The following is a 14,900-nucleotide window of genomic DNA, read 5'->3' as shown; positions in this document are numbered from 1 at the left end:
CGTTGAGTGAACCGCTCGTCATCGTCGGCAACGGCATGGCCGCTGCAAAGCTGGCCGAGGAGCTGTCGCAGACCGCGCTCGGCCGCTACGCGATCGCCGTCATCGGCGAGGAGCCGCGTCTGGCCTACAACCGCGTGCTGCTGTCGTCGGTGCTGGCCGGCGAGGCTGCGTCCCACGAGATCGAGCTCAAGCCAGCCACCTGGTGGCGCGAGCGCGGCGTGACGCTGAAATACGGCGCGCGCGCGACCGGCATCGATGTCGGCCGCCGCGAGCTGCAGATCGAGAACGACGAGAACGTGGCGTTCTCGCGCCTGGTTCTGGCCACCGGCTCGCTGCCGCTGCGGCTTCCCGTGCCGGGCGCCGATCTGCCGGGCGTGCACACGTTCCGCGACAGCCGGGACACCGACGTGCTGTTGGCGCTGGCGGCGAAGAAGGGGCGCGTGGTGGTCGTCGGCGGCGGACTGCTCGGGCTGGAAGCGGCCTATGGTCTGGCGCGTGCCGGAGCCAAGGTGACGCTGTTGCATCTGATGGACCGGCTGATGGAGCGCCAGCTCGATGCGCCGGCCGCCGCGTTGCTCAAGTCGCTGGTCGCGCGCAAGGGGATCGAGGTTCTGCTCAATGCCAGCACCGCGGCCATCCATGGGGACGGGCGGGTCGAAGGAGTCGAGCTGGCCGATGGACGGCGCCTCGCCACCGACGCCGTGATCTTCGCGGCCGGAATCCGGCCGAACGTTGCGCTGGCGAAAGAGGCGGGGCTCGCCGTCAACCGCGGCATCGTCGTCGATGACGCGATGCAGACGTCGGCCCCCGGCATCTTCGCGCTCGGCGAATGCGCCGAGCATCGCGGCACCTGTTATGGGCTGGTCGAGCCTGCCTACGAGCAGGCCCGGGTGCTGGCGCGGCATCTGGCCGGCCGCCAGGCAGCCTATGGCGGCAGCGTTGTCTCGACCAATCTGAAAGTATCGGGCGTGTCGGTGTTCTCGGCCGGCGACTTCATCGGCGCCGAGGGCAGCGAGGTGATCGTGCTCAACGATGCCAAACGCGGCATCTACAAGAAGCTCGTCATCACCGAGGGGCGCCTCACCGGCGCCGTGCTGATCGGTGAGACTCAGGACGCGTTGTGGTATCGCGAGTTGATCCGGAGCCGCGAGCCGGTCGCCGCGATCCGAACAGCGATGATGTTCGGCCGCGCGGGCGCGCGGCCGCAGGCAGCGTGAGAAGGGGCCACGCACGACGATGACGACGGTCGATCCGAAGCTGCTGACGGTGCGCACTGCGTGTCCTTACTGTGGTGTCGGTTGTGGCGTGCTCGCCACGCCCGACGGCCGCGGCGGCGCTGCCATCTCCGGCGATCCGATGCATCCCGCCAATCTCGGCCGGCTTTGCTCCAAGGGCTCGGCGCTCGGCGAGACGCTCGGGCTCGAGAGCCGGCTGCTGTACCCGATGATCCGCTGCAAGGGCGGCATGCAGCGGGTGGCGTGGAGCGATGCGCTCGATCACGTCGCGACCCGCCTGAAGCACATCGTCGCCCGCGACGGCGAGGATGCGGTGGCGTTCTATCTCTCCGGCCAGATGCTGACCGAGGACTACTACGTCGCCAACAAGCTGATGAAGGGCTTTCTCGGCTCGGCCAATGTCGACACCAACTCGCGGCTGTGCATGGCCTCGTCGGTCGCCGGCCACCGCCGCGCCTTCGGCGCCGACACTGTGCCCGGCACCTATGAGGATCTCGATCAGGCCGATCTGCTGGTCTTCGTCGGCAGCAATGCCGCATGGTGCCATCCGGTGCTGTATCAGCGCATGCTGGCCAACAAGCAGACGCGCGGCGCCAGGTTCGTGGTCATCGATCCACGTCGCACCGACACGTCGAGCGAAGCCGATCTGTTCCTGGGATTGAAACCCGGTGCGGATGCGGCGCTGTTCTCCGGCCTGCTGGTGCATCTCGCCGACAGCGGTGCGCTCGACCACGACTACATCAACGCTCACACCAGCGGCTTCGACGAGACCCTGGCCCGCGCTCGGAGCCTCGCCGGCAGCGCCGCGGCGACCGCGCTCGCCACCGGCCTGTCCGAGGTCGACGTCGCCGCCTTCTTCAAGCTATTCCGCGATACTCCCAAGGTCGTCACCCTCTATTCGCAGGGCGTCAACCAGTCGGCGCAGGGCACCGACAAGGTCAACGCCATCCTCAACTGCCATCTTGCGACCGCGCGCATTGGCAAGCCGGGCATGGGGCCGTTCTCGCTGACCGGCCAACCCAATGCGATGGGCGGCCGCGAGGTCGGCGGGCTCGCCAACCAGCTCGCGGCCCACATGGGCTTCACGCCGCCGGACATCGACCGCGTCCGCCGCTTCTGGAAGGCCAAGGACATCGCCACCCATGAGGGTCTCAAGGCGGTGCAGATGTTCGAGGCGATCGCGCGCGGCGAGATCAAGGCGCTGTGGGTGATCGGCACCAACCCCGCGGTGTCGCTGCCGGACGCGGATCTGGTCCGTGCCGCGCTCAAGAAGCTCGAGCTGTTCGTCGTGTCCGAGAACGTCCGCTCCAACGACACCGTCGATGCTGGCGTCCACGTGCTGCTGCCGGCGCAGGCCTGGGGCGAGAAATCGGGCACGGTCACCAACTCCGAGCGCCGCATCTCGCGCCAGCGCGCCTTCCTTGCGCCGGCCGGCGAGGCCATGCCGGACTGGTGGATCCTGAGCGAGGTCGGCAAACGGCTCGGCCACGCGGGCGCCTTCAATTACAACTCTGCGGCGGACGTGTTCCGCGAGCACGCGGCGTTGTCGGCCTTCGAGAACGACGGCACGCGCGACTTCGACATCGGCGCGCTGGCCTCGCTCACTGACGACGAATACGAGACGATGGCGCCGGTGCAATGGCCGGCGCGCGCGGGCAAGCCGCCCGAGCCGCGCTTTTTCGCCGAAGGCGCCTTCTTCACCAACGATCGCAAAGCGCGCTTCGTCGCGCCGGAGGTGCCGGCGTTGCGCGGCGAGACCACCGCCGCCCGCCCGCTGCGCCTGAACACCGGCCGCATCCGCGACCAGTGGCACACGATGACGCGCACCGGCTTGAGCCCGCGGCTATCAGCGCATCTGCCGGAGCCGTTCGTCGAGGTGCATCCGGACGACGCGCTGAAAAACGGCCTGATGCATGACGGCTTCGCCAAGGTGACGACCGAGCACGGCCAGTGCATCCTCAAGGTCGTGGTCAGCGAGCGCCAGCAGCGCGGCATGCTGTTCGCGCCGATCCATTGGAACGCCACCAACTCGTCGCATGGTCGCGTCGGCGCGCTGGTCGCCTCCCACACCGATCCGTTCTCCGGTCAGCCCGAGGCCAAGGCGACCCCGGCTGCGATCAGTTCTTATGAGTACGTATTCCGCGGCTTCATCCTGTCGCGCAACGAGCTCACGCTGCCGTCCAACCTCTGGTGGGCGCGCGCGACGGTGCAGGGCGGCTTGGGCTATCTGTTCGCCGATAACGGCGATCTGTCGCGCTGGCCGGCCTGGTTCAAGGCGCGCGCCACCGACGACGTCACGGACTACATGGATGTCGGCGGCGGCGTCTATCGCGCCGCGTCGTTCGCCGGCGATCGCATCGAAACCTGTCTCTTCGTAGGCCCCGGCCATGATGCCGGCGACTGGAACGTCGTGAAGACGATGTTCGCCGCCGATCGCCTCGACGACGACCAGCGCCGCGTGCTGCTATCCGGCCGCGCGCCCGACGGCGTCGGCGGCGGCTCGATCGTCTGCGCCTGCTTCGGCGTCGGCCGCGACACCATCTGCGACGCCATCGCCGGCGGCGCGCGCACGCCCGCCGCCATCGGTGCGCAGCTCAAGGCTGGCACCAATTGCGGCTCGTGCATTCCCGAGATGAAGCGGCTGATCGCGCAGACGGCCACGGACGCCCCGCCGATCGCGGCGGCGAGCTAGCCGAGAACACTGTCATTCCGGGGCGAGGCCAACGGCCTCGAACCCGGAATCTCGACATGGTGGAAATGAAACAGCGCAAGACAAGCCCGGGATTCCGGGTTCGACGCTGACGCGTCGCCCCGGAATGACGTGGGTGTGGAGGCGCGTCAGATGCCTTGAGCAGGGAGGGCACCCAATCGACGCCGCGTGCCTCATTCTCTATGCTCGCCCGCATGAAGCACAAGACATTCGGAACTGGCGGCGCCAGCGTCTCCGTCATCGGGCAGGGCACCTGGTATCTCGACCACGCCGATCGCAGCCGCGCTATCGCCACGTTGCGGCGCGGCCTCGATCTCGGCATGAGCCACATCGATACCGCGGAGATGTATGGCGATGCCGAGCTGGTCATCGCCGAGGCCATCGCCGGCCGGCGTGACGACGTGTTCCTGGTCTCGAAGGTGCTGCCGAGCAACGCCTCGCGCAAGGGCACCATCACCGCCTGCGAGCGCTCGCTGAAGCGGCTGAAGACCGACCGGCTCGACTGCTATCTCTTGCACTGGCCGGGCTCCTATCCGCTCGCGGAAACGGTGGCGGCGTTCGAGGAGCTCAAGGCCGCCGGCAAGATCGCGTCCTGGGGCGTCAGCAATTTCGACGTCGACGATCTCGACGAGTTGCTCGATGTCGCCGGCGAAGGCCAAATCGCCTGCAACCAGGTGCTCTACCATCTGCAGGAGCGCGCCATCGAGCACGCGGTGATCCCGTGGTGCGGCCAGCATGGCATCGCCGTCGTCGCCTATTCGCCGTTCGGCCATGACGACTTTCCGGACCGCCGCAGCGCCGGTGGCGAGGTGCTGCAGCGCATCGCAGAGCAGCATGGCGCAACGCCGCGCCAGATCGCGCTCGCCTTCCTGACACGGGCGTCTTCGCTGTTCGCGATCCCCAAGGCGTCGCGGCCCGAGCATGCCGAGCAGAATGCCGCGGCCGGCGACATCGAGCTCACCGCGGCCGAGATCGCCGCGATCGATCGCGCCTTTCCGCGCGGGCCGAAGCCGCGCGGGCTGCCCATGCTGTAATGCAGCATCACGGAAAATTACGGATATTTGCTACTCCGGCGCGTGGCAACGCATAAGTGCTGCCCGCTTCGATGGGTTGTCGCGGCGTCGCGATTGGCGTTTTGTCGCCACTCACCGAATCGTCCCCGTTCCAAAACTTCCGAGTTCGACCGTGACCCCGCCACCGAGTGCGGCCGCAGCCGCGCGCCTCGACGATGTGCCGACATCCGTGCAGGAGAAGCCGCAGGCCACGCGCAAGCGCGCACCCGCGCGGGCCGACCGGCCGTTCCGCGGCATCGCGCTGATCCTGCTGTCGACCGTGTTCCTCGGCACCTCGGACGTCACAGCGAAATATCTGTCGAAGACGTTGCCCTCGATCGAGATCACCTGGATCCGCTTCGTCATATTCGCAGCGATCATGGTGCCGGCGATGATCCCGGGCTCGCCGCTGTTCGCGATGCGCACCGAGCGGCTCAAGTTCCAGCTGCTGCGCGGCGTTGCGCTGCTCGGCTCGTCGCTGATGTTCATCACCGGTTTACGCTATCTGCCGATTGCCGAGGCTTCCGCGACCGGCTTCGTCGCGCCGCTGTTCGTCACCGCGTTGTCGATCGTGTTCCTCAGCGAAAAGGTCGGCCTGCGCCGCTGGATCGCGACCGCGGTCGGGTTGTTTGGCGTGCTGATCATTCTCCGCCCCGGCACCGGCGCGTTCCATCTCGCTGCCTTGTTCCCGATCGCCTCGGCTTTCGCCTGGGCCTGCACGCTGATCATGACGCGGATGATGAGCGGGCGTGAGCACGCCATCACGATCATGACCTATTCCTCGATTGCCGGCCTCTGCGTGCTCACGGCAATCGTGCCGTTCGTCTGGACCACGCCGTCCTGGCAGGACATCGGCTTCGGCGTGCTGGTCGGCGTCGCCTCGACCATGGGGCAGTGGATCGTCGTGCTGGCGTTCCGCTATGCCGACGCCTCGGTGCTGGCGCCGTTCTCCTACACCCAGCTCTTGTGGGTCAGCATCCTCGGCTTCCTGGTGTTCGGCGAGGTGCCGGACGTCTGGACCATCGTCGGCGCCGCCTTCATCGTCTCCAGCGGCCTCTACACCGCCCATCGCGAGCGCGTCCGCCGCTCGCAACTGCTGCAGGTCGCCGGCGAGAGCTCGCCGAATCCGTGAGCCCTCGCTCGCGCTTCCCTGGCGAATGCGGGGGGGTGAATTTTTGGGCGGATGCGTTGCGCGATCGCCACAACCGGTGCGAAACGCGTAATGATCTGAAATCATTGGAAAAACGCATTCGCATCCCGTCCCGACCATCAAGTCTGAGCTGCTAGGTCTTGGACTGCACGAGACCGTGCAGAGCAGGGCTTGGGAGTGTCGGAGTGGGGATGTCGAGCGACAACACGGCTGACCGGCCTGTCCGCTGGCGGGTTGGCGCTTTGGTGCTCACGGTCGGCCTCGGGCTGACGACGTCGGCGCAGGCGCAAACCGACCACACCTGGGGCGGTCCCGGCGCCACGACGACGACCTCCGACTACAATCTCTCGACCAACTGGGAGACCCCGCCGGCCGGCGCGCCGCCCGCATCGGGCGGCCAGGAGGCGCTGTTCGGGGCCACCGGCGCATCGACCATCACGGTCACCGCGCCGATCAATCCGGATTCCTGGATCTTCCTCAGCAACGCCCAGTCCTATTCGATCGGCGGCGCCGACGTGAATTTCGGCGTCGCCGGCTCCGGCTGGAGCTTCATCAACAACGCCAATTCCGGCCAGACCATCACCATCGGCAACAACCTCGGCGAGACCGTTGCCGGCGTGCGCGCCGAATTGCTCGGCAACAGCACCACCATCCTGCTCGGCGCCAATTCCTACTCCGGCGGCACCTTCATCGGCAGCGTCGCGACCCTGCAGCTCGGCGATGCCACCCACACCGCCCGCATCATCGGCGACGTGTCGAATTTCGGCATATTCAACATCGTCAGGGCCGACACGTCCGGCATCGTCTCGCTCACCAATGATGGCGGCACCACCAACTTCCTCGGTGCGAGCTCCGCCGGCACGATGACGATCGTGAACCAGTCGATCGCCACGACCGCGTTCGGTGTCGCCGGCGGCACGGACACGGCCACGGCCGGCAACGCCGTGATCACCAACCATCAGGGCCGCACGCTGTTCAACGCCAATACCAGCGCCGGCAACGCGACGATCACGAACGACACGTTCAGCATGCTGGCGTTCGTCAATGCGGCCACGGCCGCCAATGCGGTCATCACCAATGGCGGCAATTCGTACGTGATGTTCGGGATCGGCTTCGGCAGCGACACCCCGTCGGCCGGCAATGCCACCATCACCAACAACATGAACGGCCAGGTCCAGTTCAACGCCCATTCCACCGCAGCGAACGCGACCGTCACCACCAATGACGGCGGCTCGACGCTGTTCTTCGATCACGCCAGCGCCGGCTCCGCCACGATCATCACCAACGATGGCGGCCGCACCCGCTTCCTCGACAATACGACCGGCGGCACCGCCCAGTTCGTCACCAATGGCACCGGCGTGGTCGATTTCTCCGGTAGCACGGGTGTCAATGGCGACGGCCGCATCACCGCCGGCTCGCTGGCGGGCTCCGGCAACTACTACATTGGCGCCTTCAACACGCTGGTGGTCGGCGGCAACAATCTCTCCACCGAGGTCTCCGGCGTGATCGGCGACACCGATCCTTGCGGGTGCGGCACCATCGGCCTGGGCTCGCTGACCAAGGTCGGCAGCGGCAAGCTGACATTGTCCGGCGTCAATACCTACACCGGCACGACCACGATCGACGGCGGCATCCTCGCCGTGAACGGCTCGATCGCCGGCAGCAATGTCGTGGTGAATTCCGGCGGCGCGCTCGGCGGCAACGGCATCGTCGGCAGCACGCTCATCAACGGTGGCGCACTCGCGCCGGGCAATTCGATCGGGCTGCTCACCGTGCAGGGCAACCTCGTGTTCACGACGGCTGCGAGCTACATGGTCGAGGTATCCCCGGCCAATGCCGACCGGGTCAACGTGACGGGAACGGCGACGCTCGGCGGCGCCACCGTGCAGGCGAGTTTCGCGCCCGGCAGCTACGTCAACAAGCAGTACACGATCGTCAATGCGACCGGCGGCGTCAGCGGCAGCTTCAATGCGCTGGTCAACACCAACCTGCCGGCCAACTTCTCTTCGAGCCTGAGCTACGACGCCAACAACGTCTATCTGAACCTGACGCTTGGCTCGACCGGCACCAACAACACCAACCAGCAGAACGTCACGGACACCACGACCGGCTATTTCAACCGCACCGGTGGCATTCCGCTCGCCTTCGGCGCGCTGACCCCGGCCGGCCTGACGCAGGTCTCCGGCGAGATCGCCACCGTTCCGCAGCAGGCGATGTTCGACTCGATGAAGATCTTTCTTGGCCTGATGACCGATCCTTTCGTCGCCGGTCGCAGCGCGAACGCATCTAGTCCGGCTGCGGCGTTCGCCGACGCAGGGCGGGGCGCCGCGCCGCGCGATGCCTTCGCGCGCATGCCGGTGAAGGCCACACCGGCCCAGCGCTTCGATGAGCGCTGGAGCACCTGGGCCGCGCCGTTCGGCGGCGGCTCGTTCACCGATGGCAACGCCGCCCTCGGCTCGAACAACGCCACGATCCGCGAGGTCGGCTTGGCCGCCGGCGCCGATTACATCGTGTCGCCGAGCTGGCTGGCCGGCTTCGCGCTGTCCGGCGGCGGCACCAGCTTCGGCGTCAATGGCGGCGGCAGCGGCCGCTCCCACCTGTTCCAGGCCGGCGCCTTCGCCCGCTATCGCAACGGCCCGGATTATCTTGCCGCCGCGCTCGCCTATGGCTGGCACGACGTGACCACCGACCGCACCGTGACGGTCGCCGGCGTCGACCAGCTCCGTGGCCGCTTCAACGCCTCGGCCTATTCGGCTCGCCTCGAGGCCGGCCGCCGCTATGCCACACCGTGGGGCGGGATCACGCCCTATCTCGGCGGGCAGGCGACGGCTTACGTGCTGCCGTCCTATGCCGAGCAGGTGCTCTCCGGAGCCGGCACCTTCGCGCTGACCTATGCCGGCAAGACCGTGACCGATGCGCGCATCGAGATCGGCGCGCGTTTCGACCGGGCTTTCGTGCTCGCCGACGGCGTGCTGTCGCTGCACGGCCGCGCCGCCTGGGCGCACAATTTCAACCCGGATCGCACCATGACCGCCGGCTTCCAGCTGCTCCCGGGCACGAGTTTCGTCGTCAACGGCGCTGCGCAGTCGCGCGACCTTGCGCTGACCACGGCCTCGGCCGAAATGGCCTGGCGCAACGGCTGGTCGGCGGCTGCGACCTTCGAGGGCGAGTTCTCGACCATCAGCCGCTCCTACGCCGGCAAGGGCGTGGTGCGCTACAGTTGGTGATTGCGCGACGTCGTGTGGCTTGGAGCCGGCGTGCACCGATGCTAGGGGTGCGCTGAGCAACAAGAACAACAGGGAGCACGACGCCATGATCAACCTGACGCCCGAGACCGTCCTGCCCGACGACGGCACCAGCGGCACCCTGGTTGGCCGGGTCTGGCGCCCCGACGTGGACGGACCGGCCGTGGTCGCCGTGCGCGACGACGGCGTGTTCGACGTCACCTCCGCTTTCCCCACCGTCAGCGCCCTCTGCGAGCACGACGATCCGGCGGCGGCCCTGCGCGCGATGAAAGGCGAGCGCATCGGCGATCTCGCCGGGATCCTTGCCAACACGCCGCCGGATCGCCGCAATCCGGCCAAGCCGTGGCTGCTGGCGCCGGTCGATCTGCAGGTGCTGAAGGCCGCGGGCGTCACCTTCGCGATCTCGATGCTGGAGCGCGTCATCGAGGAGCGCGCGCGCGGCAATCCGGCCTCCGCCGAGGCGATCCGCAAGGAGGTGGTGCGGCTGGTCGGCGACGATTTCTCCAAGCTCAAGCCGGGCTCGGACCAGGCGATGCACCTGAAGCAGGTGCTGATCGAGCAGAACGCCTGGAGCCAGTATCTCGAGGTCGGCATCGGGCCCGATGCCGAGGTCTTCACCAAGGCGCCGACCTTGTCATCTGTCGGCACCGGCATGGATGCCGGGCTGCATCCGAAATCGACCTGGAACAACCCGGAGCCGGAGGTCGTGCTGGCGGTGTCGAGCCGCGGCCGCATCGTCGGCGCGATGCTCGGCAATGACGTCAACCTGCGCGACTTCGAGGGCCGCTCGGCGCTGCTGTTGTCGAAGGCCAAGGACAACAACGCCTCCTGTGCCATCGGCCCGTTGCTGCGGCTGTTCGACAAGACCTTCACGCTGGACCACGTGAGGCAGATGGACGTGGCGCTCAACGTCACCGGCAGCGACGACTTCGTGCTCGACGGCCATTCCTCCATCAGCAAGATCAGCCGCGATCCGACCGATCTTGTCGCCCAGACCATCGGCGCCGTGCACCAATATCCCGACGGCTTCGCGCTGTTCCTCGGCACCATGTTCGCGCCCGTCAAGGACCGCGACGCCCCAGGGCAGGGCTTCACCCACAAGCGCGACGACATCGTCACCATCTCGGCCCCGCAGCTCGGCCGCCTCGTCAACCGCATGCGCAACAGCGACGAATGCGAGCCGTGGACTTTCGGCGTCGGTGCCTTGATGCGGAGTTTGGCGCGGCGCAAGCTGATCTGAGGCTTGCTTAGTCGTTATTCCGTCATGCCCGGGCTTGTCCCGGGCATCCAGGTCCTCCCACGTATGCCGAATGACGTGGATGGCCGGGACAAGCCCGGCCATGACCATGTGGAGATAGACGAGGACGGCGCTCTGGTCCTCGTATGCGGTCGCCCTGTTGCGGATACCCGGCCGCAGTCCTCACACGTGCCCCGACGCCATCTGCCCGGCGGCGCGGCGGGCGCGCTCCTGCAACTGCGTGGGATCGCCCAGCGCGGCACGCTCTCGCACCACCGACAATGCATGGTCGCGCTCGGCCGCCGCGCTGCGGCGCGGCTCGGGGCGGCGCAGGCCCATGTCGTCGTCGATCGGATCCTTCGGCACCAGCGACAACGCCCGCTCGAACGGATCGAGCGAAGCCTCGCGGCCCTTGCCGCTGTCGCGGCTCGGCTCGGGCTCCGGCGGCCGCCGTGCCACCAGCGTCTTGATGCGGCCGATCAGGCCCGACGGCGCTTCCGGCGGAGCGGGATCGAACGGGTCGGCGTAGAACGTCGCACCGGCCTTATCGACCATGCCGGCGAGCGCGCTGACCATGCGCGGCGAGCCGCAGGCATAGACGACGTCGGAGGCCGTCAAGGTCGGCATGTGCGGCTCGATGCGCCCGGTGCGGATCGAGGGATGATTGATCGGGCCTTCCTCGACGGTCGGGATGATCGTGACGTTCGGCAGCCGCGCGAGCTGTGCCAGGATCGGCGTCATGTAGAGCTGCGGCAGCTTCTTGGCGCCGGCGATGATGACCATCGGCCGGTCCCGCTGCTCGCGCAGCGCCATCGCCGCGATCGCCCAGATCGGCGCGAAGCCGGTGCCGCTGCCGACGAGAATCAGCCGGCCGGTCCCGCCGGGCCGCAGGAAGGCGTGACCATACGGCCCCTGGATGCGCAAGCGATGGCCGGGGCGAATGCCGCTGCCGAGCGCCGTCGTCACGCGGCCGCCGCGCACGCGCTTGATGTTGAGGTGGATGACGCGGCCGCCGATGCGGCCGTCGAACGAGGCGGTGGGGCTGTAGGCGCGCGCCGGATAGCCGTTGAAGGTGAACTTGAAGTACTGCCCCGGCAGATAGCTGATGCTCTTCTCCGGGGCGATCATCAGCTCCATGATGTCGGGCGCGACCTCGCGCAGGCCGACCAGGCGCGCCTTGGAGGTGTCGATCTCGGGCACGTCCTCCATCTCGACGTCGAGGTCGGACACGACGCGCGCCTGGCACGCATAGATCATGCCCTGCGTATGCGTCTCGCCGCACACGGTCTGCCCCTTGGAGACATGAACCATGCAGGTGCCGCAGGTGCCGGCGCGGCAGTCGAACGGAATCTCGACGCCGTTGGCCAGCGCGCCATCGAGCAGCACGTCACCCGCGCGGACGCGGAACTGGCGGCCCTTGACGGTGACGGTCCTGAAGTTCGACATGGTTCACTCCTCGATCGAATACGCTGTGACAATGTGGGCTGAAGGACGCCGCGGGATCACGCCCTGTCGGGTGAGACGCGGATGAGGTTCTTGTTGGCCGTGCTCTCGAACCGGCTCGACCAGTAGTTCGAGGCCATCACCGGCCGCTTCAGCCAGCTCACCTTCGGCGAGCGCAGCACCAGGAACCAGAAGAAGAACGGCGTCGTGACGAGGTGCGAGACCAGCGGAAACCAGTCCGGCAGCAGCGACGCCGGACCGGGCAGGCGATACCAATAGTAGGTGCTGACCGCCGTCGCGGCGAAGATGCGATGCATCCGGGTGCGTGTGGCCGGCTTGTAGCGCAGCATGTGCTCGCCGATCCTGAACACGATGTAGCTGATGACGGCCGCGCCGAACGGCCAGACATAGGCGGTGATGATCTCGGCACTCCCGACCTGCTGCGGCGGATAATCCGGCACCTGGAACCAGCCCCAGACGAAGCCGGGAAAGCTGCCGATCAGGAAGTTGCCGAGGAACTGCTGCACCTTCGTCGGCACGCCCGCGGTCGGCGTCAGCTCCGGCGTCGAGTCCGGGCACGGATTGCTGCAGGCCTCGCAGATATTGCAGCGGGCGTTCTTGAAGGTGAGGGCGGGGTTGGTGCCGTAGAGCCGCTCGACGGGGTGGATCGGGCACAGCGAGGTGCACCAGCCCGAGCGCATCTCGAACACTGAGCCCATCGCGAACGCCATGACCGCAGCCGACAGCAGCATGAGCGCCGTCAACGGCCCGTCAACATTGAGTCCGATGCGCCGCATCGGCACGACGATGAAGAGCAGGGTCACGCTGATCACGGCGAGCGTCGCCGCGCCCCATTCCGGCATCCGGATGTTCTGCGAGATGCCCATCTTGTTCGGCAGGAGATGGAAGGTCGCCATCGGACAGATGTTGCGCCACAGGCCCGGCGAGATCGTCACCAGCGCCGGCGCGACCGGAATCAAGAGATTCCACATCAGGGCGATGCCGAGCGCAGGGAAGAACAGCAGCAGATTCACCAGCAGCACGCCGACGACCAGCATGACCGTCTGCATCGTCAGCCAGAACCGGCGCTCGGCCCGTCCGGTGCTGCGGCTGCCGGGCTGTGCGGCCGGCTGATACCTGGCGGGAGCCACCTGCACGGCCACGTGTGTGAGCGGCCGGGCCTCTCGACGGTGCGAAGCGTAGTCGTATTGGGACGAACGTTGAGCGCTGTTGTTTCGCATTGCTTTCCAGGACGCTGGTTACTTGGCTCGGCGCGCTGGTGTGACGAGGCCGGGCCAGACGTGCTCGTCCGCCAAGCCTGTTAGTTCGCGTCATCAGCGCATGCTGTGCCGCGGAATCTGCCGACGAGATGTGGCGCTTTTTGACGGCCAATATGGACGTGTCTGGGCCATGCTGCGGTGGGCCTGCGGCCGTTTGATCTGGATCAAATCGAGGAACATCAAGCATTTGATCTGGATCGAGGTTTGTTTTCGAGTGCGTTTGATCTGGATCAATGACGGCCTTCACCGTGACAGATCGCAGGCGCAATCAAGGTGCATGTGCGTGGGATGCGGCATGCGAAAGCTGCCCGTCGGGCAAATCGGGGCGTGCGCGAGAAATCCTGTCCAGCCCTGTGCGGAAAAATAAATCGCTTGTCTATTTCGTAAAATCAGCATTAGAGTCCCGCCTGTTCCGTTGCGTCGGAGGGGACGTATCGCGGTCGTCATGGACGTCGGCAGCGGAATGCGATGGGCGTGTGTCGTTGCAGCGTGATCATTCGCGCGGACGAACAGCGATGCACGCACGGTCAAGTCGCGCGGTCCTGGCACCCCGATGCTGGTGTCCCGCGGCGGAGCGCGCAAAGCGCATCGTCGCGCACGGTGGCCAAAAGCCGGCGCACCGGGGAGAACGCGAAGCAGCCGTCAAAACCATCGCGCAGGGAGGGCCGGGCGTGTTCGGCCAGACCTGTGGTACCTGCCGCCTGCATTTTTTTTCGCAGGCGGGCCACGGGCGTGGCCAGCGCCCGGCCTTCCCTGCGCCCTCTGTTGTCGAGGAGGGTGAAGCGATCAGCAGAGCTCGGGCGCAACCCGCCGCGGGACTGCGAACGCATGTGGCGATAGATCGCCGGCGTTGGGGGGGGGACGAGCGCTCTCGCCCAGGATTCCAGTGTCGTCCCGGCGAACGCCGGGACCCATAACCCCAGGGAGATGTTGTTGCGCACGATGTCGACCCAGTCTTTCTTCACAATAACTGCCGCGGAGTGTGGGTCCCGGCGTTCGCCAGGACGACAGCTGAGATTGCTGAGGCCGCTGGCCTCACACCGGCAGCGCGATCGAATACTTCACCTGGCTCAGCGCGAAGCTACTTTCGATCGAGGCGATGCCGTCGAGACGGGTCAGCCTGGTCTTCAGGAACGCCTCATACGACGAGAGATCGGCGGCGACCACGCGCAGCAGGTAGTCGCGATTGCCCGTCATCAGATAGCACTCCAGCACCTCGGGCCAGGCCGAGATCGCCTTCTCGAACCGCTTCAAATCCTCCTCCTTCTGCCGCGCCAGCTTGATGGAGATGAAGACGGAGACGTGCAGCCCCAGCGCCTTCTGGTCGACGGTGGCGATGTAGCGGGTAATGACGCCGCGCTCCTCCAGCAGCTTGACGCGGCGGTGACAGGGCGACACCGACAGCCCGACCTTGTCGGCGAGCTCCTGCATGGTGATGCGGCCGTCGGCCTGGAGATGGCCGAGGATCTTGCGGTCGATGGCGTCGAGGTCAGGCATTGGGACGGTATCCCTAGAAGGGGTGATCGGATGGGAAAATATCCCAATAAT

The 14,900-nt window shown here is 67.0% G+C and carries 10 protein-coding genes; 6 read left to right on the top strand and 4 right to left on the bottom strand.

Translation table 11 applies throughout. The features are described 5' to 3' along the window. Positions 1–2 precede the first annotated feature (2 nt). From QW881_RS18025 to QW881_RS18000, 6 genes are all read left to right on the top strand, one after another. Positions 3–1,217, top strand: a complete 1,215-nt coding sequence (locus QW881_RS18025) for an NAD(P)/FAD-dependent oxidoreductase (RefSeq protein ID WP_315758517.1) — start codon at positions 3–5, stop codon at positions 1,215–1,217. Between the two features lie 19 nt (positions 1,218–1,236). Next, positions 1,237–3,927, top strand: coding sequence for a molybdopterin-dependent oxidoreductase (locus QW881_RS18020; protein WP_315758518.1), 2,691 nt, complete (start codon positions 1,237–1,239; stop codon positions 3,925–3,927). A 212-nt stretch (positions 3,928–4,139) separates the two neighbouring features. Continuing rightward, positions 4,140–4,979, top strand: coding sequence for an aldo/keto reductase (locus tag QW881_RS18015; protein ID WP_315758519.1), 840 nt, complete (start codon positions 4,140–4,142; stop codon positions 4,977–4,979). Positions 4,980–5,175: 196 nt separating this feature from the next. Continuing rightward, the gene (locus QW881_RS18010) at positions 5,176–6,129 is read left to right on the top strand and encodes a DMT family transporter (RefSeq protein ID WP_315737709.1); all 954 of its coding nucleotides are present in this window, start codon (positions 5,176–5,178) and stop codon (positions 6,127–6,129) included. A gap of 209 nt (positions 6,130–6,338) precedes the next feature. Beyond that, entirely contained in the window at positions 6,339–9,374 is a 3,036-nt protein-coding gene (locus QW881_RS18005) for an autotransporter domain-containing protein (RefSeq protein ID WP_316159119.1), read from the top strand. A gap of 85 nt (positions 9,375–9,459) precedes the next feature. Continuing rightward, positions 9,460–10,632, top strand: a complete 1,173-nt coding sequence (locus QW881_RS18000; protein WP_315758522.1) for a fumarylacetoacetate hydrolase family protein — start codon at positions 9,460–9,462, stop codon at positions 10,630–10,632. A gap of 180 nt (positions 10,633–10,812) precedes the next feature. Here QW881_RS18000 and QW881_RS17995 read toward each other — a convergent pair whose 3' ends face one another. From QW881_RS17995 to QW881_RS17980, 4 genes are all read right to left on the bottom strand, one after another. After that, positions 10,813–12,075, bottom strand: a complete 1,263-nt coding sequence (locus QW881_RS17995) for a 2Fe-2S iron-sulfur cluster-binding protein (protein ID WP_315758523.1) — start codon at positions 12,073–12,075, stop codon at positions 10,813–10,815. 56 nt (positions 12,076–12,131) lie between these two features. Further along, positions 12,132–13,235: a ferredoxin gene (locus tag QW881_RS17990; RefSeq protein WP_315758524.1), complete on the bottom strand. Its 1,104-nt coding sequence runs from the start codon at positions 13,233–13,235 to the stop codon at positions 12,132–12,134. Between the two features lie 644 nt (positions 13,236–13,879). Then, a complete protein-coding gene (locus QW881_RS17985; RefSeq protein ID WP_315758525.1) occupies positions 13,880–14,317 on the bottom strand; it encodes a hypothetical protein in 438 nt (145 codons plus the stop codon). Between the two features lie 70 nt (positions 14,318–14,387). After that, positions 14,388–14,849 carry an Lrp/AsnC family transcriptional regulator gene (locus tag QW881_RS17980; RefSeq protein WP_315758526.1) on the bottom strand — a complete coding sequence of 154 codons (462 nt, stop codon included), beginning with the start codon at positions 14,847–14,849 and terminating at the stop codon, positions 14,388–14,390. Between the last annotated feature and the right edge of the window lie 51 nt (positions 14,850–14,900).

The organism is Bradyrhizobium sp. SZCCHNS3016 (assembly GCF_032484535.1).
In the GTDB taxonomy this organism is placed as follows: domain Bacteria; phylum Pseudomonadota; class Alphaproteobacteria; order Rhizobiales; family Xanthobacteraceae; genus Bradyrhizobium.
The sequence above is the reverse complement of the archived record's forward strand: the minus strand, read 5'-3'. Positions and strand labels throughout refer to the sequence as shown.